At 68.8% G+C, this 24,988-nt stretch carries 21 protein-coding genes; 8 read left to right on the top strand and 13 right to left on the bottom strand.

The window, feature by feature from the left end:
• Positions 1 to 97 precede the first annotated feature (97 nt).
• A complete protein-coding gene (locus tag ACFYZZ_RS23210) occupies positions 98 to 715 on the top strand; it encodes a GNAT family N-acetyltransferase (protein ID WP_389179014.1) in 618 nt (205 codons plus the stop codon).
• Positions 716 to 792: 77 nt separating this feature from the next.
• Here the strand turns inward: ACFYZZ_RS23210 and trxA are convergent, their stop codons facing one another.
• The 7 genes from trxA to ACFYZZ_RS23175 all read right to left on the bottom strand — a co-directional run bounded on the left by trxA (position 793) and on the right by ACFYZZ_RS23175 (position 10,575).
• Positions 793 to 1,167: a thioredoxin gene (gene trxA / locus ACFYZZ_RS23205; RefSeq protein WP_386573115.1), complete on the bottom strand. Its 375-nt coding sequence runs from the start codon at positions 1,165 to 1,167 to the stop codon at positions 793 to 795.
• On the bottom strand, positions 1,164 to 2,129 hold the full coding sequence (gene trxB / locus ACFYZZ_RS23200) for a thioredoxin-disulfide reductase (protein ID WP_389179011.1): 966 nt from the start codon (positions 2,127 to 2,129) through the stop codon (positions 1,164 to 1,166). Before trxB ends, trxA begins: the two co-directional genes overlap by 4 nt.
• Positions 2,130 to 2,299: 170 nt before the next feature.
• The gene (locus ACFYZZ_RS23195) at positions 2,300 to 3,235 is read right to left on the bottom strand and encodes an anti-sigma factor family protein (RefSeq protein ID WP_389179008.1); all 936 of its coding nucleotides are present in this window, start codon (positions 3,233 to 3,235) and stop codon (positions 2,300 to 2,302) included.
• Positions 3,232 to 3,957, bottom strand: a complete 726-nt coding sequence (gene sigM, locus ACFYZZ_RS23190) for an RNA polymerase sigma factor SigM (protein ID WP_389179005.1) — start codon at positions 3,955 to 3,957, stop codon at positions 3,232 to 3,234. Before sigM ends, ACFYZZ_RS23195 begins: the two co-directional genes overlap by 4 nt.
• A 22-nt stretch (positions 3,958 to 3,979) precedes the next feature.
• Positions 3,980 to 5,677: a serine/threonine protein kinase gene (locus ACFYZZ_RS23185; protein ID WP_389179002.1), complete on the bottom strand. Its 1,698-nt coding sequence runs from the start codon at positions 5,675 to 5,677 to the stop codon at positions 3,980 to 3,982.
• A 118-nt stretch (positions 5,678 to 5,795) separates the two neighbouring features.
• A complete protein-coding gene (gene murJ / locus ACFYZZ_RS23180; protein WP_389178999.1) occupies positions 5,796 to 8,162 on the bottom strand; it encodes a murein biosynthesis integral membrane protein MurJ in 2,367 nt (788 codons plus the stop codon).
• A 46-nt stretch (positions 8,163 to 8,208) separates the two neighbouring features.
• Positions 8,209 to 10,575 (bottom strand): DUF6049 family protein, encoded by a 2,367-nt coding sequence (locus tag ACFYZZ_RS23175; RefSeq protein WP_389178996.1) that lies wholly within the window; start codon positions 10,573 to 10,575, stop codon positions 8,209 to 8,211.
• 257 nt (positions 10,576 to 10,832) lie between these two features.
• Between ACFYZZ_RS23175 and ACFYZZ_RS23170 the strand changes: the two genes are divergently transcribed.
• On the top strand, positions 10,833 to 12,275 hold the full coding sequence (locus ACFYZZ_RS23170) for a CCA tRNA nucleotidyltransferase (protein ID WP_389178993.1): 1,443 nt from the start codon (positions 10,833 to 10,835) through the stop codon (positions 12,273 to 12,275).
• A 44-nt stretch (positions 12,276 to 12,319) separates the two neighbouring features.
• Here the strand turns inward: ACFYZZ_RS23170 and ACFYZZ_RS23165 are convergent, their stop codons facing one another.
• From ACFYZZ_RS23165 to ACFYZZ_RS23155, 3 genes are all read right to left on the bottom strand, one after another.
• Entirely contained in the window at positions 12,320 to 13,630 is a 1,311-nt protein-coding gene (locus tag ACFYZZ_RS23165) for an MFS transporter (RefSeq protein ID WP_389178990.1), read from the bottom strand.
• A 123-nt stretch (positions 13,631 to 13,753) separates the two neighbouring features.
• Positions 13,754 to 14,836, bottom strand: a complete 1,083-nt coding sequence (locus tag ACFYZZ_RS23160; protein WP_389178987.1) for an inositol-3-phosphate synthase — start codon at positions 14,834 to 14,836, stop codon at positions 13,754 to 13,756.
• A 43-nt stretch (positions 14,837 to 14,879) separates the two neighbouring features.
• On the bottom strand, positions 14,880 to 15,560 hold the full coding sequence (locus tag ACFYZZ_RS23155) for a PadR family transcriptional regulator (protein WP_389178984.1): 681 nt from the start codon (positions 15,558 to 15,560) through the stop codon (positions 14,880 to 14,882).
• A gap of 363 nt (positions 15,561 to 15,923) precedes the next feature.
• On the opposite strand from ACFYZZ_RS23155, the gene ACFYZZ_RS23150 reads away from it, so the two are divergent.
• Together ACFYZZ_RS23150 and ACFYZZ_RS23145 are read left to right on the top strand one after the other, a co-directional pair.
• Entirely contained in the window at positions 15,924 to 18,566 is a 2,643-nt protein-coding gene (locus ACFYZZ_RS23150) for a transglycosylase domain-containing protein (protein WP_389178981.1), read from the top strand.
• Between the two features lie 129 nt (positions 18,567 to 18,695).
• The gene (locus ACFYZZ_RS23145; protein ID WP_389178978.1) at positions 18,696 to 20,225 is read left to right on the top strand and encodes a glycosyltransferase family 87 protein; all 1,530 of its coding nucleotides are present in this window, start codon (positions 18,696 to 18,698) and stop codon (positions 20,223 to 20,225) included.
• A gap of 69 nt (positions 20,226 to 20,294) precedes the next feature.
• On the opposite strand, the gene ACFYZZ_RS23140 is transcribed toward ACFYZZ_RS23145, so the two are convergent.
• From ACFYZZ_RS23140 to ACFYZZ_RS23130, 3 genes are all read right to left on the bottom strand, one after another.
• Complete coding sequence (locus ACFYZZ_RS23140; protein ID WP_389178975.1) at positions 20,295 to 21,326, bottom strand: alanine racemase; 1,032 nt, start codon at positions 21,324 to 21,326, stop codon at positions 20,295 to 20,297.
• Positions 21,327 to 21,409: 83 nt separating this feature from the next.
• On the bottom strand, positions 21,410 to 22,531 hold the full coding sequence (gene femX, locus ACFYZZ_RS23135; protein ID WP_386572623.1) for a peptidoglycan bridge formation glycyltransferase FemX: 1,122 nt from the start codon (positions 22,529 to 22,531) through the stop codon (positions 21,410 to 21,412).
• Between the two features lie 179 nt (positions 22,532 to 22,710).
• Positions 22,711 to 23,028, bottom strand: a complete 318-nt coding sequence (locus ACFYZZ_RS23130) for a hypothetical protein (RefSeq protein WP_389178972.1) — start codon at positions 23,026 to 23,028, stop codon at positions 22,711 to 22,713.
• 263 nt (positions 23,029 to 23,291) lie between these two features.
• On the opposite strand from ACFYZZ_RS23130, the gene rpsF reads away from it, so the two are divergent.
• From rpsF to rplI, 4 genes are all read left to right on the top strand, one after another.
• Positions 23,292 to 23,582, top strand: coding sequence for a 30S ribosomal protein S6 (gene rpsF, locus ACFYZZ_RS23125; RefSeq protein ID WP_003956532.1), 291 nt, complete (start codon positions 23,292 to 23,294; stop codon positions 23,580 to 23,582).
• Between the two features lie 80 nt (positions 23,583 to 23,662).
• Positions 23,663 to 24,244 carry a single-stranded DNA-binding protein gene (locus tag ACFYZZ_RS23120; RefSeq protein WP_389178969.1) on the top strand — a complete coding sequence of 194 codons (582 nt, stop codon included), beginning with the start codon at positions 23,663 to 23,665 and terminating at the stop codon, positions 24,242 to 24,244.
• 40 nt (positions 24,245 to 24,284) lie between these two features.
• Complete coding sequence (rpsR, locus tag ACFYZZ_RS23115) at positions 24,285 to 24,521, top strand: 30S ribosomal protein S18 (protein ID WP_003949403.1); 237 nt, start codon at positions 24,285 to 24,287, stop codon at positions 24,519 to 24,521.
• Positions 24,522 to 24,539: 18 nt separating this feature from the next.
• Positions 24,540 to 24,986, top strand: a complete 447-nt coding sequence (rplI, locus tag ACFYZZ_RS23110) for a 50S ribosomal protein L9 (protein WP_067000461.1) — start codon at positions 24,540 to 24,542, stop codon at positions 24,984 to 24,986.
• Positions 24,987 to 24,988: the final 2 nt, after the last annotated feature.

Genomic DNA, 24,988 nt, shown 5'->3' with positions numbered 1-24,988 from the left:
GGGCCGTCGGCGGATTCGTCGGCAGCCTGCTCAGGGAACGCAGCGCTCTGACAGCCGCTCGCGACGCAGCGGGCGAAGGAAGCGAGGAACAGCCTTCATGGGGCGTCGGCTCGTACCGCTCACGCTGGACAACCTTCAGGACCTTCCCAAGCGCTGTCGCTCGTGCGTCTTCTGGGAGCTCGACCCCGTCAGCGGCGAAGCCGCGGTAAAGGCGGGTACCTCCGCGCTGGAGAAGGAGTCCTGGATCTCCGCCGTCCTGCTGGACTGGGGATCGTGCGGCCGGGTGGTCTACGTCGACGACGTTCCCGTGGGCTTCGTTCTCTACGCGCCGCCGGCCTACGTCCCGCGCTCCACGGCGTTCCCGACGAGTCCGGTCTCACCGGATGCCGTCCAGCTGATGACGGCGTTCATCATGCCCGGCTACCAGGGGCAGGGGCTGGGCCGGGTGATGGTCCAGACGGTGGCCAAGGACCTGTTGCGCCGGGGCTTCAAGGCGATCGAGGCGTTCGGTGACGCCCGCTGGAGAGAGCCCGCCTGTCTGCTGCCCGCCGACCATCTCCTGGCCGTGGGCTTCAAGACGGTCCGGCAGCATCCCACGCACCCCCGTCTGCGGCTGGAGCTGCGCTCGACGCTCTCCTGGAAGGAAGACGTGGAGATGGCGCTCGACCGGCTGCTGGGAGCCGTACAGAAGGAACCGGCGCTGCGGCCGCTGTAGAGGCCGGCGTCAGCCGAGGGCCTCATGCAAATGGGCCAACCCAGAGGGGTTGGCCCATTCGTGTTTCACGTGAAACGTCACTCGGCGATGAACTCGTCGAGGTCGCGCACGAGCGCAGCCTTCGGCTTGGCACCGACGATCGTCTTGACGACCTCGCCGCCCTGGTAGACGTTGAGGGTCGGGATGGACATGACGCCGTACTTGGCGGCCGTGCCCGGGTTCTCGTCGATGTTCAGCTTGACGATCTCGATCTTGTCGCCGTGCTCGGCGGCAATCGCCTCGAGGGACGGAGCGATCTGGCGGCACGGGCCGCACCACTCGGCCCAGAAGTCCACCAGGACGGGCTTGTCGTTCTTGAGGACGTCCTCGTCGAAGGACGCGTCGGTCGTGCTCTTCAGGGCCACGGTGGGCTCCTTATCTTCTGCGGTGGGGCGAGGGAGGGGGAAGGTCAGACGGTGGCGGCAGCCTCGGCCTTGTCCTCGTCCGCGAGCGCGGCGAGGAAGCGCTCGGCGTCGAGGGCGGCGGAGCAGCCGGTGCCGGCCGCGGTGATCGCCTGCCGGTAGGTGTGGTCGACCACGTCACCGGCGGCGAAGACACCGGTCAGGTTGGTGCGGGTGGACGGGGCGGCGACCTTCAGGTAGCCCTCTTCGTCCAGGTCCAGCTGGCCCTTGAACAGCTCGGTGCGCGGGTCGTGGCCGATCGCGATGAACAGGCCCGTCACCGGCAGGTCGGAGAGCTCGCCGGTCTTGACGTTCCGCAGCTTCAGACCGGAGAGCTTCTGGTCGCCCTGAACCTCGGCAACCTCGCTGTCCCAGACGAACTTGATCTTCGGGTCGCCGAAGGCACGCTCCTGCATCGCCTTGGAGGCGCGCAGGCTGTCACGGCGGTGGACGATGGTCACGGACTTGGCGAACCGCGAGAGGAAGGTGGCCTCCTCCATCGCGGTGTCGCCTCCGCCGATCACGGCGATGTCCTGGTCCTTGAAGAAGAACCCGTCACAGGTGGCGCACCAGGAGACACCCCGGCCGGAGAGCGCGTCCTCGTTCGGGAGGCCGAGCTTGCGGTGCTGGGAGCCGGTGGTGACGATGACAGCCTTCGCCCGGTGGACCGTGCCCGCGGTGTCGGTGACGGTCTTGATCTCACCGGCCAGGTCGACGGAGACGATGTCGTCCGGGATCAGCTCGGCGCCGAAGCGCTCGGCCTGCGCCCGCATGTTGTCCATCAGCTCAGGCCCCATGATGCCGTCGCGGAAGCCCGGGAAGTTCTCCACTTCGGTCGTGTTCATCAGTGCGCCACCGGCGGTGACGGCCCCCTCGAACACCAGAGGCTTCAGCGAAGCGCGCGCGGTGTAGAGCGCCGCCGTGTAGCCTGCCGGCCCGGAGCCGATGATGATCACGTTACGGACGTCGCTCACGGCTTGGTTCCTCGTCTCTGGTCTGCGTCAGTCGACCGGTGAGAGCCCCTTTCGGAACTCTCACCCCACCCAACGGATCCTAAGGGGCGCGCATTCCCGGTGTGTCCGGGCACACGGGGATCGCACACGGTTCGGATGACCGCACAGACGGAGACGAATGCTCTCCGGACTCAGGTTCGAGGGAGGGACTGCTTGAGCAGGACCTTGCCGGCAGACGAGGGGTCCTGGTGGACGCAGTCCGCGTCGACGACATAGGCCGTGACCCGGGTGTTGTCGCCGGCGTCGGGCATCACGACGAGATAGGCACTCCTGCCGGCATAGGTACCGGTCTTGGCGCCGAGGGCGTCGTCGCTGCTGTTGATCGCCTTCCGGACGCAGTCGGGAACCGAGGGCTGGGTCTGGATGAGGGTGTTCGCGCTCTGCGTGGACCCGGGGCTGTTCTGCTGGGAGTCGATGCCCGAGCGCGGCCGCTGGCTCTCGGAGCCCCGCTCCGTGCCCTTCTTCGTGGCGAGCAGGTCCTTCACCTGGCTCTGCACGCTGTCCCCGGAGAACGCGCTGGCGGCCGGTGTCGGCCGACCGTGAGCCGTTGTGTCGGAGCCACCGCTGACGAGTGACTGGAGGACGAGGGACCCGGCCCCCAGGACGGCGGCGGTGAGAACGGCACCCAGGGCGACGGTCCTGCGGCGCCGGCCGCGCTCGCGTCCCTTCCGTCCCGGGCCGGTAGATCCGCTGGGGCGCCCGAGGGGGCGGTCCGACGGGACCGATGTTTCACGTGAAACATGACCGCCCGTGCGCGTCGGCTCTTCGGATCCGGAAACGAGGAGGGGTGCGTCCAGAGCTTCAGGTGCGGTGGAGGCAAGCAGCGCTTCGGCGGCGAGGGCGGCATCGATACGCCCGGCGACGCCCGCGGGCATGCGCGTCGGGCCCGGCATGGTGCCAAGCAGCCCCCGGATCTCCTCCAGCGAGGCATGCACGTCCGCGCACAGCTCGCACCCTTCCAGGTGGCGCCGTAGTTCCGCACTCCGGTCCGGTGGGAGGAGGCCTTCGGTGAGGTCGGAGATCTCGGCGACATCCGGGTGCCCGGCCGTGTCTGTCGAGGAAGTCACGCTCGCCCACCTCCGCCCTTCACTGCGGTTGAATCGCTCGGACCCGTACGTCCCGGACCCTTGTCATGAGGACCTGCCGCAGGTGGGACGGATTTCCCTTCCACCCGGTTCCGTCCCGGCTCGGGATCTTTTTCGTCACCGGTGCTTCCGGGCCGCAAATGGGTGAGCAGCGGAACAAGTCTGGCCCGGCCCCGGGCGCACCGGCTCTTCACCGTCCCCGTCGGCACATCAAGGATCCGGGCGGCCTCGGCCACGGGGTAGCCCTGCATGTCCACGAGGACCAGAGCCGCACGCTGCTCATACGGAAGCGTGCCGAGCGCTTCGAGGAGCTGGCGGTGCACATCGTTCCGCTCGGCAGGAGCGGAGGCCGACTCGTGCGGCTCCAGCAGTTGCTCCAGCCGCTCGGTGTCGTCGACCGGAGCGGTCTTCCTGGAGGCGGCCTTGCGGGCCCGGTCCAGGCAGGCGTTCACGGTGATGCGATGCAGCCAGGTCGTGACGGCCGACTGCCCTCGGAAGGTGTGCGCGGCCCGGTAGGCCGACACCAGCGCATCCTGGACGGCGTCGGCGGCCTCCTCCCGGTCCCCCAGCGTCCGCAGCGCCACCGCCCAGAGCCGGTCCCGATGCCGCCGCACGATCTCACCGAAGGCATCGGGGTCGCCTTCCACATGGCGGGCGAGCAGGTCCTGGTCGCTCACTCCGTCGTATCCGGCGCCCTCTGCCATCTGCCCCTCCCGAGCGGAGACCTCAGCTGGTCACCTTGATGTCTGCCACTCTGCCCCGCCAGTGGTCTCCCCCGTCTGAGGGCAGCTTGGTCAGCCACACCAGGAGGTACTGCGTCTTGAGGGACCTGCCAGGCTTGAGTACCACCGTCGTGCCCGATCCGCTGGCAGCCTTGGTATAGGCGTCAAGCGATGTCGGTTCCGACCCCGCGTCCGCGCCGGCGGCACGGAGCTCGACCGAAGTCTGCCCGACGAAGGTGACCGTCACCTTTCCGACCTGCTGGACCTTGCCGAGGTCGAGGACCATCCCGACGCCCGGCTTCAGATTGCCGAACTCCGGGCTCAGGTAGAAGCTCGTCTCCCAGTTGGTGGACGGACTGTTGTCGAAGGCCTTCGTTATGTCATCAGGGTTTTCAGAGCGGTCGTCGCTGAACGGGTCGAAGTCGCGGCCGCCCTTGATGGGGACGGGAGTGCCGGACGTCGGCTTCTTCGGGCCCTTGTCCCCGCCGTCCTGAACCTGCGTCTTGTTGGTGTCGTCCGACTTGTCGCCCTGGCCCATCAGGGCGTCTGCCAGCTGCCAGCTGCCCAGGCCCAAGGCGGCGATGAGGAGGGCCGAGACAGCCCACTTCAGGGCCTTGCCGGTGCGGCTCTGCAGCGGGGGCGGCGGGGCCACGATCGGCTGCGTGGTGCCGGGGCGCGCTGCGGGGCGGCCGTACGTGCCCTGCTGGTACGTCGTGCGCTGGTACTCCGGCGGGGCCGTGAACGCCGGCTCCGGCGGGCGGATGCGGGGCATCTCACCGATCGCCTTGACCAGCTCCTCCGGCGTCGTGCATGGAGCCTCGTGCCGGGACGCGGTGGCCCCGTCGTTGACGAGGGCGCGCATGGCGAGTTCGGACAGGCCGCGGTGGACCCCGGCGCGCACCTGGTCCGGGGCGATCAGGCCGATGTCCTTGGGCAGGCCGGACAGGCCGTAGGCGTCGTTCTCGTACGGCCAGCGCTGGGTCAGCGCCGCGTACAGCAGGGCGCCGATCGACTCGGTGTCGGTGCGCTGCGGGGTGTCGGAACTGATGCCGCGCAGCGCCGCGTTCACGGCGAGGCCGCGGATGCGCCACTGACCGGTGGAGGCGCGCAGGACGGCGTTCGGGTTCAGCCGCAGATGGGCGAGGCCCTCGCGGTGTGCGGCGGCCATGGCGGAGGCGACCTGACTGACCATCTGGTAGGCGTCGTGCGGCTCCAGCGGGCCGGCCGCCAGCAGCGCGGTCAGTTCGGTGGCGTCGGGCAGCCACTCGTGCACGACGTAGACGAGGTCGTTCTCTTCGACGGCGTCCAGGACCTGGACGAAGCGTGGATCGCCGAGCAGCGCCGAGGAACGGGCGGCGGCCAGTACCGACCGGGCCCGCGCATGGTCCGCGGGAAGGATGTGGACGCCGACGGCGCGACGGAGTTTCTCGTCGACCGCACGCCAGCTGCTGAATCCGTCCAGACGGGTGACGCACTCCTCGAGACGGTAGCGTCTGGCGAGTTTGTGACCGCTGTGCAGTTCTGGCGGTGAGGCCTTCTTTCCGTGACCGTCCGTCCCGCCGCTCCCCTGCCCCTCGCTGTCCGTGTCCCGCTCCGGGTTCTGGGCCACCCCGTCGGCCGTGGACTGGTCCGCCTTGGCGGTCAGCGGCTGCTCGCCGCTGTTGTCTGCCACGTCGACGGCAGCCGTACTCCGTTCCGCCACCGTCGTCCCTGCCTCCCCATCCGTTGCACGCTGTCCGACGCCGAATCCAATTGTGCCCACAGTCCGCCGCTATGCACGACACACAGCTGCGGACGATGGTTGTGCGCCTACCCCCGCCTCAGCGACCCAGACGCCCGCGCACCATGCCCACGAGCGAGTTGAGTTCGTCGATCCGCATCCGGCGGGCGGCCACGAAGAAGACGCCGAGCAGGACCGCACCGCCGACGACCAGCGCCGCGAAGGATCCGATGACGCCCTGACCGAGGGTGTGTCCGATGCCGTAGCAGGCCGCACCGCTGAGCAGGGCCGCCGGTACCGAGGCGATGCCGAGCCGCGCGTACGTCCGCAGCACCCGTGCGCCATCCAGGTCACCGCCGAGCCGCTTGCGCAGCCTGCGCCAGGCGACGCCCACACCGATCGCGTAGGCGAGGCCGTACGCGGCGGCCATGCCCGCGACCGCCCAGCGGGCCGGCAGCAGGAAGTAGCAGAGCGCGGAGGCGCCCGCATTGACCGCCGCCACGATGACGGTGTTGTAGAAGGGCGTCCGGGTGTCCTCGTAGGCGTAGAAGGCGCGCAGGACCACGTACTGCACGGAGTACGGGATCAGGCCGAGGGCGAAGGCCATCAGCATGTAACCCATGTTGACGGCTGAGCTGGTGCCCGCGGAGCCGAAGATCAGCGTGCACATCGGGATGCCGAGCGCGAGGAAACCGAAGGCGATGGGCACGATGGCGACCGCGGTGGTGCGCAGGCCCTGGGAGATGTCGTCGCGGACGGCGCCGCCGTCACCTTCGGAGGCCGAGCGGGAGATGCGCGGCAGTAGCGCGGCCATGAGGGACACCGTGATGATGGCCTGCGGCAGGCCCCAGATCAGCTGGGCGTTGGCGTAGGCGGCGAAGCCGGTGCCCTTGACACCGGAGGCGTCGCCGGCAGCGGTGGAGAGCTGCGTCACGACCATGGCGCCCACCTGGTTGGCGAGAACGAACAGGATCGTCCACTTGGCGAGCATCGCGGCCTTGCCCAGGCCGTGGCCCTTCCAGTCGAAGCGCAGCCGGATCCGGAATCCGGTCTCGCGCAGGTAGGGGATCATCGCGAGGGCCTGGACGACCAGGCCGAGCAGCACACCGACACCGAGCAGTCGCTGACCCTGCGGCGGAATGTTGGTGACGGCCAGGTGGGAGTTGGCGGCGGTGCCGTAGACCCAGATGAACGCGCCGAGCGAGAGGATGATGACGATGTTGTTCAGGACCGGCGTCCACATCATCGCGCCGAACTTCCCGCGCGCGTTCAGGATCTGACCCATCACCACGTGGATGCCCATGAAGAAGATCGAGGGCAGGAAGTAGCGGGTGAAGGTGACCGCGACGTCGTTGGCCGCAGGGTTGTCGGCGATGGTGGGAGACAGTGCCCGCACCAGCAGCGGCGCCGCGAGCATCGCGAGAGCGGTCAGCGCGGCCAGCGCCACCATCACGAGGGTCAGCAGCCGGTTGGCGAAGGCCTCGCCACCGTCCTCGTCCTCCTTCATCGAGCGCACCAGCTGGGGCACGAAGACGGAGTTGAGACCGCCGCCGACCGTAAGGATGTAGATCATCGTCGGCAGCTGATAGGCCACCTGGAAGGAGTCGGCGAGGAAGCCGAGGCCCAGCGCGGCCGCGATCAGCGCGGAGCGGATGAAACCGGTGAGCCGGGACACCATGGTGCCCGCCGCCATGACCGCGCTGGACTTGAGCAGCCCGGCGGCCTTCCCGCCCTTCTTCGTGGCGGGAGCCGCGGGTGCGGAGGCCTCCGCGGCAGCGGACGGACCGGCGGGCTCGGGAGCCGCGGCCGGGGCCGGCACCGGCGGCTGGACCGGCTGCCCGGGGGCGGGCGGACCGCCCTGGTACGGCGTCTCGGCGTACTGGTTCGCGTACTGCGGGCTCTGGGCCTGCGGCGGCGCCGGGTACGGAGCCGCTGGGCCCTGCCCGGGACCCGGCACGGCAGCCGGGCCGGGAACGGCCGGGGGATCCATCGGCGCGGGCGTACCGCCCTGCTGCTGGTCCCGGAAGAGGTGCGCGAAGGCGTCGGGCTGGTGGTACTCCTCGCCGGAGTGCGTCACCAGGTCGTCCACGCCCACGAACTGGGTCGTACGCGGGTCGTCACCGTACGGCAGGTACTGGGCCGCGCCCTCCGGCTCCGGCGCCGGGGTCTGGGCCCACACGCGCGGGTCGGGGGCGTACGGCGACTGGGCCGGCCGGCCGTACAGCGGCTGCTGCTGCTCGTACGTGCCCGGGGGCGGCGGGGGGTGCGCGGCACGGTCGTAGAGCGCTTCGGCGACCGGGTCCTGGGCGGCGAGATCGTGGTCTCGGTAGGGGTCCTGGTCGTAGGCGTCCTGGAGGTACATGTCCGCAGCGTGCTGCGGCGGCACCTGCCCGGGCTCGGGCGTCGGCTCGGGGTAGCCGGAGCCGGCTGCGCCCGGAGCGCGGTCACCGTCGTACGGCGCGTTCATGGTTACCCCACCTCATCGTCCCGGGCCACACCGGCCACGACATCGCTCAACGGTCCACTCTCTCACCCGTCCCGGACGGGTCGGCGCTTTCCGGTGCGGTGTCCGGTGCAGGGTCACTCGGCTGCTCCGGGTCGTCTGCCCCGGAGGAGGCGTCGGACTCCTCCGGGAGACGGTCCCCGGGGGCCCCGGGGTTCCCGGGCTTCTCACCGGTGTCCTCCCCCGTGGCGTCGGGGCCGTCGTCCTCGGCCTGACGGGCGGCCGCGCGCTTGCGCTGGGTGTACATCCGGAAGCCGGCCAGGACGAGGAGGAGCACGCCGCCGCCGATGACCAGCATGACCGTGGGCGTGACCTCGGTGACCTTCACATCGAACTGGACTTGGTCGCCGTATGCCTGGCCGTCCTCGGTGTACAGCTGGGCGAAGACCGAGACCCGGCCGTTGGCGTTGGCCGAGGTGGTGAACTTCACGGACTGGCTGTGGCCGCCGGAGACCTCGACGCGCTGCTCGTAGTAGGCCCTGCCGCGGATCTTCAGGCGGGTCGGGTTCGTCGAGGTGAGCCGGAGCACGAGGTGGTTCACGGGCTGGACCAGGTTGTTCTGGACGGTCACCGGGATGGTGGCGCTGCGCCCGGAGAGCTTGGTCTCGGACTTGTCGATCAGCTTGACCTGATTGGCCAGTTCGTCGAGCCAGTTCTCCACGTCGCCCCGGAAGGAGTCCGCCTGCGTGCCGCGGCCTCGCCACGACGTGGACATCTCACGGTTTATGGCCCTGCCGAACGGGGTGACCACACGGGACTGGTCGCTGAGGATCACCTTGAAGTTGTCGAGCTTCTCCTGGGTGCGCGCGATCTGCTCGAAGGCCGTCCTGGGCAGCTCCTGCTTGCGCAGCGAGGAGGGGTAGGCGGACGTGGACGGGATGCGTGTGGTGGCGTCCGGGTCGGGCTTGGCCTTGGCGGCCGCGGTGAGGGTCTGCGACTGCGACCAGGTGCCGTCCTGGAGCGCCTTCAGCGCCGTCGCCATCGCCTGGGCCTGGCTCGCCGACGGCATGCGCTGCGGAGCGACGACGATGCTGCGCTGCTCGTCCGTCTGCGCGTTCACCTCCAGGCTCTGCGCCAGGAACTCCTGCACGGCGAGCGTGGCCCTGTCCGCCTTGGTCAGATCGCCCGCGAAGGCCGTGGACAGCCGTGCGTCGGCCACCACCGCCGTCGTACCGCCGCCGACGGGGCGGGCTGCGGAGGGCGTGTACGACAGCCCGGCGGTCTCCTGGAGGCTGTCGCTGCGGGCGATCACCCGGTCGGCACCGGCCGAGGTGGCGACCTTCATGATCGACGGGTCCACGGCGCCTTCCACCGGCCAGGCGAAGTCCGTGGTCGGTGTGACATGAAGCACGGTCTGCACGGTGGTGGCGGCGACGTCGGTGGCTTCCTTGAGGTGGCTGAGCGAGCCGGTGACGCTGGTGCCGTTGTGCGCGAGGGAGGCCAGGTCCGGGTCGGCGAAGGGCAGGGCGACGACCTCCTTGCCCGCCACGGCCTTCTGCAGGCCGGCCAGCCACTGCTTGGCGACCGCCTGGTGGGTGCCGGCCGTGGTGGTGTTGCCCTCGCCCTGGACGCGGTAGTTGCCCGCCATCGCATCCACCGACGCCAGCAGGTCCGGGTCGATCACCCAGGTGACGTCGAGGTCCTTGCCCAGCTCCAGCATCTGCGCCAGCCGGCCGCCCGGGGCGAGCTCCTTGGCCAGGTCGTCGTTGAGGAACACCGGCGTCTGCAGCTCGCCGGCACCTGTCCGGGCCGTCATGTGGACCGTGGAGATCAGCGGCCACAGGAACGTCGTCTTCGTCTTCGTGTCGGCCTCGGAGGGCTGCCACGGCAGGAACGTCTGCTGGACGCCGAGCACCTGCTCCCAGGGCTGCGCGGCGGTCTGGCCGGACAGGGCGACGCCGAACTCGTAGACGCCGTCGTCGCCGAGCTCCAGCTTGTCCACCGGGACCGAGATGCTGAAGTGCTCGGCGATGCCCGGGGCCAGCTTGGCGAACTTCTCCTCGTACTTTCCACCGACCTCGGTGCCGGTGGTGCTCTGGAGGTCGTCGGAGCGCTGGGCGACCCCGTCGATCGCCGAGCGCGTGTTCAGCATGCGACTCACCCGCAGGCCCACGTGGGCGCCGGTGACGGCCTGCTTGCCGTTGTTGGTCACCGTGCCGGACACGGTCAGCGTGTCGCCGTCCGTGGGGGCGCTGGGGCTGAGTGAGTCCACCGAGACGGACACGGCGTCCGAGGAAGCGGCCTGTGCCGGCCCTGCGGCGGGCAGCTGGAGGAGCCCGGCCAGCAGGGGCACACCGGCGAACAGTCCTCCGGTGCGCCGCAGCCACCGGCGCACCGGTGAGGCACTGGTCCCCTGGAAGTCAGCCGCCTCGGCCACGCGCTCGCCCGTCCCTCGTCGTCGTCAGTGGTCGTCGGAATGTGCGTCCACGCATGGTAACGAGGCGCGCTGAGGTGAAGTGCCGCGGTCTGCTCCGCAAGATCGTGGGGCAGTAGCGACCCGTCCTCTATATCCAGTATCGAGGGGAGAGCGGATGTACGCCGTAAGCGCAGCCCTTGTGCGCTTATGGCAGGAGGCATCCGTGCCCGTTCAATCGAGGCGCCCCGGGGCGCCGGGGCCACGTACCCTCTTCTGTTGTGCCGAACCCCATCGATGACAATCCCTCTGCCCTGAGCCAGGCGCAGCAACGCGCTGTGAGCGAGCTGCTACGGGTGGCCCCCGTGGCCGACGATCTCGCCCGCCGTTTCCAGGAGGCCGGGTTCTCGCTCGCCCTGGTGGGCGGCTCGGTCCGCGACGCGTTGCTCGGCCGGCTCGGCAACGACCTGGATTTCACCACCGACGCGCGCCCCGAGGACGTACTGAAGATCGTGCGGCCCTGGGCGGACGCCGTCTGGGAGGTCGGGATCGCCTTCGGCACGGTCGGGGCGCAGAAGGACGGCTACCTGATCGAGGTGACCACCTACCGGTCCGAGGCGTACGACCGCACCTCGCGCAAGCCCGAGGTGTCGTACGGCGACTCCATCGAGCAGGATCTGGTCCGTCGGGACTTCACGGTGAACGCGATGGCCGTGGCGCTGCCGGAGAAGGAGTTCATCGACCCGCACGGCGGCCTGGAGGACCTCGCGGCCCGGGTGCTGCGCACCCCTGGTACGCCCGAGGAGTCGTTCTCGGACGATCCGCTGCGGATGATGCGGGCTGCCCGGTTCGCCGCCCAGCTGGACTTCCAAGTGGCTTCCGAGGTCGTGACGGCGATGACGGACATGGCCGGGCGGATCGAGATCGTCTCGGCCGAGCGGGTGCGGGACGAGCTGAACAAGCTGATCCTCTCCGCGAACCCGCGCAAGGGTCTGAGTCTTCTGGTCGACACCGGGCTCGCCGACCACGTCCTGCCCGAGCTGCCGGCCCTGCACCTGGAGCGTGACGAGCACCACCGGCACAAGGACGTCTACGACCACACGCTGATCGTGCTGGAGCAGGCGATGGCGCTGGAGGAGGACGGCCCCGACCTCACGCTGCGCCTGGCCGCGCTGCTGCATGACATCGGCAAGCCGCGCACCCGCCGCTTCGAGAAGGACGGCCGGGTCTCGTTCCACCACCACGAGATGGTGGGCGCGAAAATGACCAAGAAGCGCATGACGGCCCTGAAGTACTCCAACGACCTGGTGAAGGACGTCTCGCGTCTGGTCGAACTCCACCTGCGCTTCCACGGCTACGGCACCGGTGAGTGGACGGATTCGGCGGTGCGCCGCTACGTCCGTGACGCGGGCCCGCTCCTGGACCGCCTGCACAAGCTGACCCGCTCCGACTGCACCACGCGGAACAAGCGGAAGGCGGCCGCGCTGTCGCGGGCCTACGACGGCCTGGAGGAGCGCATCGGGCAGCTCCAGGAGAAGGAGGAGCTGGACTCGATCCGCCCGGACCTGGACGGCAACCAGATCATGGAGATCCTGGGCGTCGGTCCCGGCCCCGTCATCGGCAAGGCGTACAAGCACATGCTGGAGCTGCGCCTGGAGAACGGTCCGATGGAGCACGATGCGGCGGTGGCGGCCCTCAAGGAGTGGTGGGCCGAGCAGAGCTGAGGCCGTGGACGGGTCATGTTTCACGTGAAACATGACCGAGGGGCCTAGCGAGGGGGCGATGTTTCACGTGAAACATCGCCCCCACTGCTGTCTCGGCGCGCTTCGAAGCGGGCCATGCCCACCGCGACCCCGCCATAGATCAGGGCGACGAACACCACCAGCACCGCTGACCGGCCGTCCGGCGGGAGCATCAGGGCGGCCACTCCGGCAGCGCACACGAAGGCGACGTTGAAGAGGACGTCGTACACGGAGAAGATCCGGCCCCGGAAACCGTCCTCGACCGAGGACTGGACGATCGTGTCCGTAGAGATCTTGGCTCCCTGAGTGATCAACCCCAGGACGAAGGTCGCGACCATCAGGGGGCCGGTGGCGAACGGCAGACCCAGCGCAGGCTCCAGAACCGCGGCCACACCGGAGCAGACCACGATCCAGCGGCCGGGGCCGAGCCGTCCCACCGCCCACGGTGTCACCACGGCGGCCGTGAAGAAGCCCGCGCCGGACACCGCCACGGCGAGTCCGAGCAGCCGGAGTCCTTCGTCCGGGGTCGCGGCGAGGGTGTACCGGCACAGCATGAGGAGCAGGACGAAGAGCGCGCCGTAGCAGAAGCGCATCAGCGTCATCGAGGCCAGCGCCCAGGCCGCTTCCCGGCGCCGGGGCTCGGCCAGGTGCCGCACGGCCGCGAGCAGATCGCGTGCGGTGTCGGCGACCGCGGTCGGCAGGCGGGGCTGCGTCGGCAGCCGGTCGGGGCCCAGCAGCGCGGGAGCCATCCTCAGTGAGGTCAGCGCGGCACAGAGATAGAGGAAGGCGCCGAGCAGGATCACCGCGGCATCGGAGCCCGACGCCACGAGCCGTACGAGGAAGGCGAGGCCGCCGCCCGCGGTCGCGGCGAGTGTTCCGGCCGTCGGGGACAGGGAGTTGGCGATCACCAGGCGCTCGGCGTCGACCACGCGCGGCAGGGCGGCCGACAGCCCGGCGAGGACGAAGCGGTTGACGGCCGTGACGCACAGCGCGGAGACATAGAACAGCCAGTCCGGCACCGAGCTGACCATCAGCACGGCGGTGGCCGCCGCCAGCAGCGCGCGCAGCAGGTTGCCGTACACGAGGACCTGGCGGCGGCGCCAGCGGTCCAGCAGGACGCCCGCGAAGGGACCGACCAGCGAGTAAGGGAGCAGCAGGACCGCCATCGCCGAGGCGATCGCCATGGCCGAGGTCTGTTTCTCCGGGGAGAAGACGACGTACGCGGCGAGCGCGACCTGATAGACGCCGTCGGCGCCCTGCGAGAGGAGGCGTACGGACAGCAGGCGTCGGAAGTCCCGCAGACGCAGCAGGACGCGCAGGTCACGGACGACGGGCATGGAGCAAAGCCTCACATATGCCGAGGGTCCCCGGGTCAGGAAACCCGGGGACCCTCACAGCCCTGGCAGGAGCGTTCTGTGCGGTGCGCCTGGCTGTCGAGCTAGCGCACCGCGTGGTGCCGACTAGCGCTCGACGTCACCGCGGATGAACTTCTCGACGTTCTCGCGGGCCTCGTCGTCGAAGTACTGGACCGGCGGGGACTTCATGAAGTAGCTCGACGCCGACAGGATCGGGCCGCCGATGCCGCGGTCCTTGGCGATCTTCGCGGCGCGCAGGGCGTCGATGATGATGCCGGCGGAGTTCGGGGAGTCCCAGACCTCGAGCTTGTACTCCAGGTTCAGCGGGACCTCGCCGAAGGCGCGGCCCTCGAGGCGGACGTACGCCCACTTGCGGTCGTCCAGCCAGGCCACGTAGTCGGACGGGCCGATGTGGACGTTCTTCTCGCCGAGGTCCCGGTCGGGGATCTGGGAGGTGACGGCCTGCGTCTTGGAGATCTTCTTGGACTCCAGGCGGTCACGCTCGAGCATGTTCTTGAAGTCCATGTTGCCGCCGACGTTCAGCTGCATCGTGCGCTCGAGGCGCACACCACGGTCCTCGAACAGCTTCGCCATGACGCGGTGCGTGATGGTGGCGCCGACCTGGGACTTGATGTCGTCACCGACGATCGGGACGCCCGCCTCGGTGAACTTGTCCGCCCACTCCTTGGTGCCGGCGATGAAGACCGGAAGGGCGTTGACGAAGGCGACCTTGGCGTCGATGGCGCACTGGGCGTAGAACTTCGCCGCGTCCTCGGATCCAACGGGCAGGTAGCAGACGAGCACATCGACCTGCTTGTCCTTGAGGACCTGGACGACGTCGACCGGCTCCTCGGCGGACTCCTCGATGGTCAGGCGGTAGTACTTGCCGAGGCCGTCGAGGGTGTGGCCGCGCTGGACCGTGACGCCGGTGTTCGGAACGTCGGCGATCTTGATGGTGTTGTTCTCGGAGGCGCCGATCGCGTCCGCGAGGTCGAGGCCGACCTTCTTGGCGTCCACGTCGAAGGCGGCGACGAACTCGACGTCACCGACGTGGTAGTCGCCGAACTGCACGTGCATCAGGCCGGGGACCTTCGACGCCGGGTCGGCGTCCTTGTAGTACTCGACTCCCTGCACCAGCGACGCGGCGCAGTTGCCCACGCCGACGATGGCTACGCGAACCGAACCCATTCCGGTTGCTCCCTGTGTGTACGAGTGAGGCCCTGAGTGGGTCTCACGTGGCGGTGTCGCCGGGCGTATCCGTCCGGGGGGTTTCCCCGGGACGGGGCAGGCCGCCCGTCGCTCCAGTTGTGGTGTCCTGCTGAGCGGACCCCCCGGATGCGGAACCCTTCAGGTCCCGACCGGCCCGCTCGCTCTCGATGAGCTCGTTCAGCCAGCGCACTTCGCGCTCCACGGACTCCATCCCGTGGCGCTGGAGCTCAAGCGTGTAGTCGTCGAGGCGCTCCCGGGTGCGCGCCAGGGAGGCGCGCATCTTCTCCAGGCGCTCCTCCAGGCGGCTGCGCCGGCCCTCCAGCACGCGCATGCGCACATCACGCGACGTCTGCCCGAAGAAGGCGAACCGTGCGGCGAAGTGCTCGTCCTCGTACGCGTCAGGACCGGTTTGTGAAAGAAGCTCCTCGAAGTGCTCCTTACCTTCTGCCGTCAACCGGTACACGATCTTCGCGCGGCGTCCGGCGAGGGGAGCGGCGAGGGCGTCGTCATGGGCGCTGCCTTCCTCGATCAACCAGCCGTTGGCGACCAGCGTCTTGAGGCAGGGGTAGAGGGTCCCGTAGCTGAACGCCCGGAACACACCCAGCGACGTGTTGAGTCGTTTGCGCAGCTCGTAGCCGTGCATCGGGGACTCGCGCAGCAGCCCGAGTACGGCGAACTCAAGGATGCCGGAACGCCGGCTCATGATCGCCTCCTCTCGGTCCGCAGCGTCTTTATCTCGCGCTGATGTATCGACTCGATACATCCCGACGATAGAACGGCCTTCCGCATGCGACAAGAGGGAGGACGGTGAACGGGATCACATCACCGATTCGTAGGAAGCGAGTTGTCTGTTTTGGGGTGAACCTCGGGGCTCGGCAGGTTTTGGCGGTGCGTAGTCTGTGCGGCATGCAGACCACCGGGAACCAAGTGACGCCTGGGGGGCGTCGTGGTCCCCGGTGTAGTACGGGTGAATGCGGAACCGACCACATCCGTACTTCGGGGGGACCGGAAACCAGCCGCCGTTCCAGGCGCGCACGGGTGCGCCTGCCCGAGGAGTAATCGTTCGATGAGCGAGCACCGTCGCAAACCGCCGCCGCCGCAGGGAGGCGGACGTGCCGCGGCCCGACGCGGCCAGCCCGGCCCGTCCTCCGGCCGCCGTGCGGCACCGCGAGGCGCCACCGGGTCTTCTGCCGACTCCTATGGTTCCAGTTCCCATGGGTCGGACTCCTACGGCTCGGGGGGTGAGGAGCGCCCCTACGGCAGCCGCGCCGAGGCCCGCCGGGCGGCGCAGAGAGGCGGCGGCAGGCGCCGTACCGCCGACAACGCAGGTCCGGGCGGCCGGCGCGGCGGTCCGGGCGGACCGACCGGGCCCGGACGCGGCAGAGGCCGTGCGGCGGCACCGCCCGGCAAGAAGCGATTCATCGACTACCCGCGGGCGGGCAAGTACGGCTGGCACCGCTGGGTGCCGTCCTGGAAGCTCGTCTCGGGCCTGTTCATCGGCTTCGTCGGCAGTCTCGTCGCCGCGGTCGGCATCGGCTTCGCGATGGTGCAGATCCCCAGCGAGAACATCGCCGCCCAGTCGCAGAACAACGTGTACTACTGGGCCGACAAGAGTCAGATGGTGGCCACCGGCACCGGCGTCAACCGCCAGAACGTCACCATCGACAAGATCCCCCGGGCCATGCAGTACGCGGTGATCTCGGCCGAGAACAAGAGTTTCTACAAGGACTCGGGTGTCGACCCCATGGGTATCGCCCGAGCCCTGGCCAACATGGCGCGAGGCGGTCAGACGCAGGGCGGTTCGACCATCACCCAGCAGTTCGTCAAGAACACCTACCTGAGCCAGGACCAGACCGTCACCCGCAAGTTCCGCGAGATGTTCATCTCCATAAAGGTGGGTGCCAAGCTCTCGAAGCCGCAGATCCTCCAGGGCTATCTGAACACCTCGTACTACGGCCGCGGCGCCTACGGCATCCAGGCCGCGGCCCAGACCTACTACGGCGTGGACGCGGAAAAGCTCACGCCGAGCCAGTGCGCCGTCCTCGCGGCGCTGCTGAAGGGCCCGACGTACTACGACCCGGCGGGCAACCCGGACCTCGACAAGTCGGCGACGCAGAAGGCCAACACCAAGCGCTCCGAGGATCGCTGGCGCTGGATCCTCGGCGAGATGCACAAGGACAAGCACCTCACCGACTACCAGTACCAGAAGGCCCTCAAGAAGTACCCCACGCCCCAGGGCCGCAAGGCGACCAAGGGCATGACCGGCCAGATCAGCTACCTGGCCGACACAGCGAAGAAGTACGTCCTGAACCACTCCAACATCTCGGAGGCGGATTTCGACCGGGGCGGTTACCAGATCTACACGACCTTCCAGAAGAAGAAGGTCACCGCCCTGACCGCGGCCGTGAAGAAGATCCAGAAGTCGCGCCTCGACCCGAAGCACCGTGACCTGGACAAGTACGTCCAGTTCGGTGCGGCGTCGGTGGTGCCCAACGACGGCGCGATCGTTGCCCTCTACGGCGGTGACGGTTACGAGAACGGTCACTTCACCAACAACGCGGATACCTCGGGTGTCCCCGTCGGTTCGACGTGGAAGCCGTTCGTGCTGGCCGCGGCCATGGAGTACGGGACGTACAAGACCCAACCCGAGGGCCTCTCGCCGCTGAGCAAGTACAACGGCAACGACAAGCTCAAGGTCCTGAACCAGGACGGTTCCACCGTCCTGAAGAAGGACGGCTCGCCCTTCTACCAGCGCAACGAGAGTGACCACCGCTGGGGCTACATCACCCTGCGCAAGGCGATGGAGCAGTCCATCAACACGCCGTTCGTCCAGCTCGGCATGGACGTGGGGATGTCGAAGGTCCGGGACGTGGCCCGCTCGGCCGGCATCCTCGACCAGAGCATGTCGAAGGACCTCAACCCGTCGTTCGCGATCGGTACGTCCACTCCCAGCGCGATCCGCATGGCCGACGCCTACGCGACCTTCGCGGCGTCCGGCAAGCAGGCGGATCCGTACTCGGTGACCCGCCTCAAGAAGGACGGCGTGGACCTGCCCGGCTTCAAGAAGCCCAATGTCAGGCAGCCGATGGACTCGAACATCGCCAACAACGTCACGGACGTCCTGCAGAACGTCATCCAGAACGGTACGGGTCAGAACGCCAAGGCCCTGGGCCGTACGGCGGCGGGCAAGACCGGTACCACGGACAGCAACAAGTCGGCCTGGTTCGTGGGCTACACCCAGCAGCTGTCCACCTCGGTGGCGATGTTCCGTGAGAACCCGAAGGACCACGAGCTGCTCTCCATGAACGGCACGGCCGGCGTGCCGTCGATCCATGGTGGTGACATCCCGACGTCGGTGTGGACCGAGTACATGAAGGTTGCACTGAAGGGGAGCAACGACCCGGGCTTCCCGGAAGCCACCGAGATCGGCAAGGTCCAGGACGAGGTGGGCGCGCCTTCGCCGACTCCGTCGGTCACCATCACACCGAGTGAGACTCCCAGCGAGACGCCGAGTCCCACGCCCAGCGAGACGACCACCTCGCCGTCGCCCACGGTGAGCCAGCCCTGCAACAACTGGAAGTGCGTCCCCACCGGCACGGATGGCGGTACGACGGACGGGGGTGTCACCTCCAGTCCGACTCCCACGGATACGACAGGCACCACCAGAGGCAACGGAAACGGAGGCATCTTCGCAGGTCAGAATGGCTAGCCAGGCAGTCTGACCGATTGGCGGCCATATGGACCGCCAAGGGTGTTTCACGTGAAACGAGGGCCGCGGCATCCACGAGGTGCGGCGGCCCTCGGCGTATTCCTAGACAGGTACGGCAGGATGTGGCCCATGCCCAGTGCAGAGATGACGCCCGCAAGCGTGCACGAGCCCGAGCCCGTGCGGCCTGCCGGTGCGGAGCCGGTGCGGCCGACCAGGGAGGACGAGGTCGCCGCGGCCGGGAGTGAGCTGATCGGTGGCCCCATCGGGCGGCTCGCCCTGCTCGGGACGACCTGGTGGACCCCCGTACGGGTCGTCGCGCTCGTCGCGATCGGCATGTTCGCGCTCGGCCTCGTCCAGAAGGCGCCCTGCTATCACAGCGCCTGGTTCTTCGGCGCCAGCTCGCAGTACACGCACGCCTGCTACTCGGACATCCCGCACCTCTATCAGGGGCGCGGCTTCGCCGACGGGCTGGTGCCGTACTTCGACAAGCTCCCGGGCGACATGGACTACCTCGAATACCCGGTGCTGACCGGTGTGTTCATGGAGGTGGCCGCCTGGCTCACGCCCGGCAGCGGCACCATCCAGCACCAGGAGCAGTGGTACTGGTTCGTCAACGCCGGGATGCTGATGGCCTGTGCGGCCGCCATCGCCGTCTGTGTGGCCCGCACCCACCGTCGGCGCCCCTGGGACGGCCTGCTGGTCGCTCTGGCGCCCGCCTTCGCCCTCACCGCCACCATCAACTGGGACCTGCTGGCGGTGGCTCTGACGGCCGCCGCGATGCTGATGTGGTCGCGGGGGCGCGCGGTCGCCTTCGGAGTCCTCCTGGGGCTCGCCACGGCCGCCAAGCTCTATCCGGTCTTCCTGCTCGGCCCGCTGCTGGTGCTGTGCTGGCGGGCCGGCAAGTGGCGGGAGTTCTTCCAGGCCGTGGGCGGAGCCGTCGTCGCCTGGCTCGTCGTGAACCTGCCGGTGATGCTGTTCGCCTTCCAGGGCTGGTCGAAGTTCTACACGTTCAGCCACGACCGGGGTGTCGACTTCGGCTCCTTCTGGCTGATCTGGGCGCAGAACTCCAGCAACCCGCCCACCACCGACTTCGTGAACACCTCCGCCACCGTGCTGGTGGTGCTGTGCTTCCTCGGCATCGCGGCACTCACGCTCACCGCTCCGCGCCGGCCGCGCTTCGCCCAGCTCGCGTTCCTGATGGTGGCGGCCTTCATCCTCACCAACAAGGTCTACTCCCCGCAGTACGTCCTGTGGCTGGTGCCGCTGGCCGTCCTCGCCCGGCCCAAGTGGCGGGACTTCCTGATCTGGCAGGCGTGCGAGGTCGCGTACTTCCTGGGCATCTGGATGTACCTCGCCTACACGACCAGCGGAGACGCCCACAAGGGTCTGCCGACGCAGGGCTACCACTGGGCGATCGCGTTGCACCTGCTGGGCACGCTGTACCTGTGCGCCGTCGTCGTACGCGACATCCTCATGCCCGAGCGGGACGCGGTGCGCCGCTCCGGCGACGACGACCCCTCGGGCGGGGTGCTCGACGGCGCGGAGGACGTGTTCGTGCTCGGCGCGGCGGCCCATCCCCCGCGGCACGCCGCCCACTTCGACGCTCCTCAGGTGGACTGGGGAAGGCCGGAGCCGCCGCACCAGGACCGTTCGCTCTGAGCGAACACCCTCGCATGAAGAAGGCCGTACACGAACGTCGTGTACGGCCTTTCGCTTCGGCAGCCCGGACTAGCGGTCCACGATCCGGTCGAACTGTGTGGTGGTGTGCCGCAGATGGGCCACCAGCTCGTCCCCGACCGTCGGCTCGGGGGCGTCCGACGGGACGAAGAGGATCGACACCTGCATGTGCGGCGGCTCGGCGAACCAGCGCTGCTTGCCGCCCCAGACGAACGGAGAAAGGTTCCGGTTCACCGTGGCGAGGCCGGCCCGTGCGACGCCCTTGGCGCGCGGCATGACGCCGTGCAGGGCCTTCGGGGCCTCCAGGCCCACCCCGTGCGACGTACCGCCTGCCACGACCACCAGGAAGCCGTCAGAGGCCGCCTTCTGCTGCCGGTAGCCGAAGCGGTCGCCCTTGGCCACGCGCGTGACGTCCAGGACGGCGCCGCGGTACTCGGTGGCCTCGTGGTCCCCCAGCCACAGCCGGGTGCCGATGCGGGCGCGGAACCGGGTCTGCGGGAACTGCTGCTGGAGCCGGGCGAGTTCCTCGGCCTTGAGGTGGCTGACGAACATGGTGTGCAGCGGCAGTCGGGCCGCCCGCAGCCGGTCCATCCAGCCGATGACTTCCTCGACGGCGTCCGAGCCGTCGGTGCGGTCCAGCGGCAGGTGGATGGCGAAGCCCTCCAGCCGGACGTTCTCGATGGCGGAGTGCAGCTGCGGCAGGTCTTGCTCGCTGATGCCGTGCCGCTTCATCGAGGACATCACCTCGATGACGACACGGGCGCCCACGAGGCCGTACACGCCGTCGATCGACGACACCGAGCGGACCACCCGGTCCGGCAGCGGGACGGGCTCCTCACCGCGCCGGTACGGCGTCAGAACCAGCAGGTCACCGCTGAAGTAGTCCTTGATGCGCGCGGCCTCGTACGTGGTGCCGACGGCGAGGATGTCCGCACCCAGGCGCCTGGCCTCCTCGGCCAGTCGTTCGTGTCCGAAGCCGTAGCCGTTGCCCTTGCAGACCGGGACGAGGCCCGGGAACTGCTCCTGCACGTGCTTGTGGTGCGCCCGCCAGCGCGCGGTGTCGACGTAGAGCGTGAGCGCCATGGCCGGACCCGGAACCTTTCTCGTGGCTGCGGTGAATCAGAGGTGCGAAAGCTGTGAAGCCTATCGAATCAAACGCCTGAGGCTCAGCGGCGCGACATGTAGATGTCGAGCGCCTTGTGGAGCAGCTTGTTCAGCGGGAAGTCCCATTCGCCCAGGTACTCGGCGGCCTGCCCGCCCGTGCCGACCTTGAACTGGATCAGGCCGAACAGGTGATCCGTCTCGTCCAGCGAGTCGGAGATACCGCGCAGGTCGTAGACGGTGGCGCCGAGCGCGTAGGCGTCGCGCAGCATCCGCCACTGCATCGCGTTCGAGGGGCGGACCTCACGGCCGATGTTGTCGGAGGCGCCGTAGGAGTACCAGACGTGGCCGCCGACGATCAGCATGGTCGCGGCGGACAGGTTCACGCCGTTGTGGCGGGCGAAGTACAGCCGCATCCGGTTGGGGTCCTCGGTGTTGAGGGCCGTCCACATGCGCTGGAAGTACGACAGCGGGCGGGGCCGGAAGTGGTCGCGCACGGCCGTGATCTCGTACAGCCGCTGCCATTCGGCGAGGTCCTGGTAGCCGCCCTGGACGACCTCGACGCCGGCCTTCTCGGCCTTCTTGATGTTGCGGCGCCACAGCTGGTTGAAGTTCTTGTGGACCTCTTCCAGGGAGCGGCCCGCCAGCGGCACCTGGAAGACGTAGCGGGGCTGCACGTCACCGAAGCCGGCCCCGCCGTCCTCGCCCTGCTGCCAGCCCATGCGGCGCAGCTTGTCGGCCACCTCGAAGGCGCGCGGCTCGATGAAGTCGGCCTCCATGTCGCGCAGGCGCTTCACGTCCGGGCTCTGGATGCCCCGCTTGATGGTTTCCGCGTCCCAGCGGCGGATGATCACCGGCGGGCCCATCTTCACGGAGAAGGCACCCTGCTGCTTGAGGTGCGCCAGCATCGGCTGGATCCAGTCGTCCAGATTCGGCGCGAACCAGTTGATGACCGGGCCCTCGGGGAGATAGGCGAGGTAGCGCTTGATCTTGGGCAGCTGACGGTAGAGGACCAGGCCGGCGCCGACCATCTCGCTGGTGCGCTCGTCGAACCAGCCGAGGTGCTCCGAGCGCCACTCCGCCTTCACATCGGCCCAGGCCGGGACCTGCATGTGGCTCGCCGCCGGCAGGCTCTGGATGTAGGCCAGATGCTGCTCGCGGCTGATGGTCCTCAGGGTCAGGCTCATGTCGGGGCGCTCCTCGGGCTGGTGTGTCCCCATGGGTTCAGGGGCTCCGGCTCTCGCGCCGAAGCCTACTGCGCCTTGCGAGCACCCCGACTGGGGCGTACGGCACCTTCGCCCCGGCTTCTGGCCGCCGAGGCGTTTTCACGGTGTCGGAGAAGGTGCCGGACCGACGGCCGGACGGGTCAGCCGATGAGGCCGCCGAACAGTCCGCCGTTCGACATGCCGAGCATGAAGCCGACTCCGGCGGCACCGAGACCCAGGATCAGCCCGGTCCGCTCCCGCGTGGTCTCCGAGACCCACTGCCCGTACAGGCCGGTGATGATCCCCACCAGGCCGGCCCAGGACGAGAGCAGGTGAAGGCCGTGGAAGAAGGACGTGATGAAGGCGATCAGGCCCAGGACCAGCGTCGCCACCATCAGGGTGTCCTGGAGCGGATGAGGCCTGCCGTCGGTGGCGAAGAAGGATCCGGCGGTGTTGGGTCGCAATGCCTGCTGTGCCATGAGGCACCTCCTGCGGATCGCGGCGCACTGTAGCGCCATACACACCCGATGTGTACAGATTGAAGGGCCCCCACCGCCGGATTTCAACCGGAAGCACGTGTGCGGGTAGTCTGTACCGCTGCACCGGTGTCTGCCCAGGCCGCTGCGGGGATCCCCCGAGGAGCCCCCGATTGTCAGTGGTGGCGGATACCGTTGCGTACGCATCACAACCCTCCTGCCACGGAACGACCGTGGCCGCTGAGTCCAAAGGAGGTGGGTTCCACATGCGTCACTACGAGGTGATGGTCATCCTCGACCCCGATCTGGAGGAGCGCGCTGTCGCCCCCCTGATCGAGAACTTCCTCTCCGTCGTCCGTGAGGGCAACGGCAAGGTGGAGAAGGTCGACACCTGGGGCCGTCGTCGTCTCGCGTACGAGATCAAGAAGAAGCCCGAGGGCATCTACTCGGTCATCGACCTGCAGGCCGAGCCTGCGGTCGTGAAGGAGCTCGACCGCCAGATGAACCTGAACGAGTCGGTCCTCCGGACCAAGGTCCTCCGCCCCGAGACCCACTGAGCTTTCCCGCTCAGCTGATCTCGGGATTCGAGTAGCAGTAACAAGCAGCCAGAGCAGCAAACCCGCCGAGAGGTACCCCCATGGCAGGCGAGACCGTCATCACGGTCGTCGGCAACCTTGTCGATGACCCCGAGCTGCGCTTCACCCCGTCCGGTGCGGCGGTCGCGAAGTTCCGCGTCGCGTCCACTCCCCGCACCTTCGACCGCCAGACGAACGAGTGGAAGGACGGCGAGAGCCTCTTCCTCACGTGCTCGGTCTGGCGTCAGGCGGCGGAGAACGTCGCCGAGTCGCTCCAGCGAGGCATGCGCGTCATCGTGCAGGGCCGGCTGAAGCAGCGGTCCTACGAGGACCGTGAGGGCGTCAAGCGCACGGTCTACGAACTGGACGTCGAGGAAGTCGGCGCCAGCCTGCGCAACGCCACGGCCAAGGTCACCAAGACCGCCGCCGGTGGCGCTCGCGGTGGCCAGGGTGGTTACGGCGGCGGTGGCGGCCAGCAGGGCGGCGGCTGGGGCGGTGGCCCCGGTGGCGGTCAGCAGCAGGGCGGCGCTCCTGCCGAAGACCCGTGGGCGACCGGCGCTCCCGCCGGTGGCAACCAGGGCGGCGGCGGCTGGGGCGGAGGCTCCGGCGGCGGTGGCGGCTACTCGGACGAGCCCCCCTTCTAGGGCTCGCATCCCCACTTCTTGATCACACAGGAGAAACATCATGGCGAAGCCGCCTGTGCGCAAGCCGAAGAAGAAGGTCTGCGCTTTCTGCAAGGACAAGGTCACGTACGTGGACTACAAGGACACGAACATGCTGCGGAAGTTCATTTCCGACCGCGGCAAGATCCGTGCCCGCCGCGTGACCGGCAACTGCACGCAGCACCAGCGTGACGTCGCCACGGCCGTCAAGAACAGCCGTGAGATGGCGCTGCTGCCCTACACGTCCACCGCGCGCTAAGGGAAGGGTGACCGACTAATGAAGATCATCCTCACCCACGAGGTCTCCGGCCTCGGTGCCGCTGGCGACGTCGTCGACGTCAAGGACGGTTACGCTCGCAACTACCTCATCCCGCGGAAGTTCGCTATCCGCTGGACCAAGGGTGGCGAGAAGGACGTCGAGCAGATCCGCCGCGCCCGCAAGATCCACGAGATCCAGACCATCGAGCAGGCCAACGCTGTGAAGGCCCAGCTCGAGGGCGTCAAGGTCCGCCTGGCCGTCCGCTCCGGCGACGCCGGCCGTCTCTTCGGTTCCGTCACCCCGGCCGACATCGCTTCCGCGATCAAGGCTTCCGGTGGCCCCGAGGTGGACAAGCGTCGCATCGAGCTGTCCGCCCCGATCAAGACCCTGGGCGCCCACGAGACGTCCGTGCGTCTGCACCCCGAGGTTGCCGCCAAGGTCAACATCGAGGTCGTCGCGGCGTGACG

Origin of the sequence: Streptomyces sp. NPDC001816, from assembly GCF_042892235.1 — a bacterium.
Classification (GTDB): Bacteria; Actinomycetota; Actinomycetes; order Streptomycetales; family Streptomycetaceae; genus Streptomyces.
Note: the sequence above shows the minus strand (reverse complement) of the source record. Positions and strands in the feature narration are given on the sequence as shown.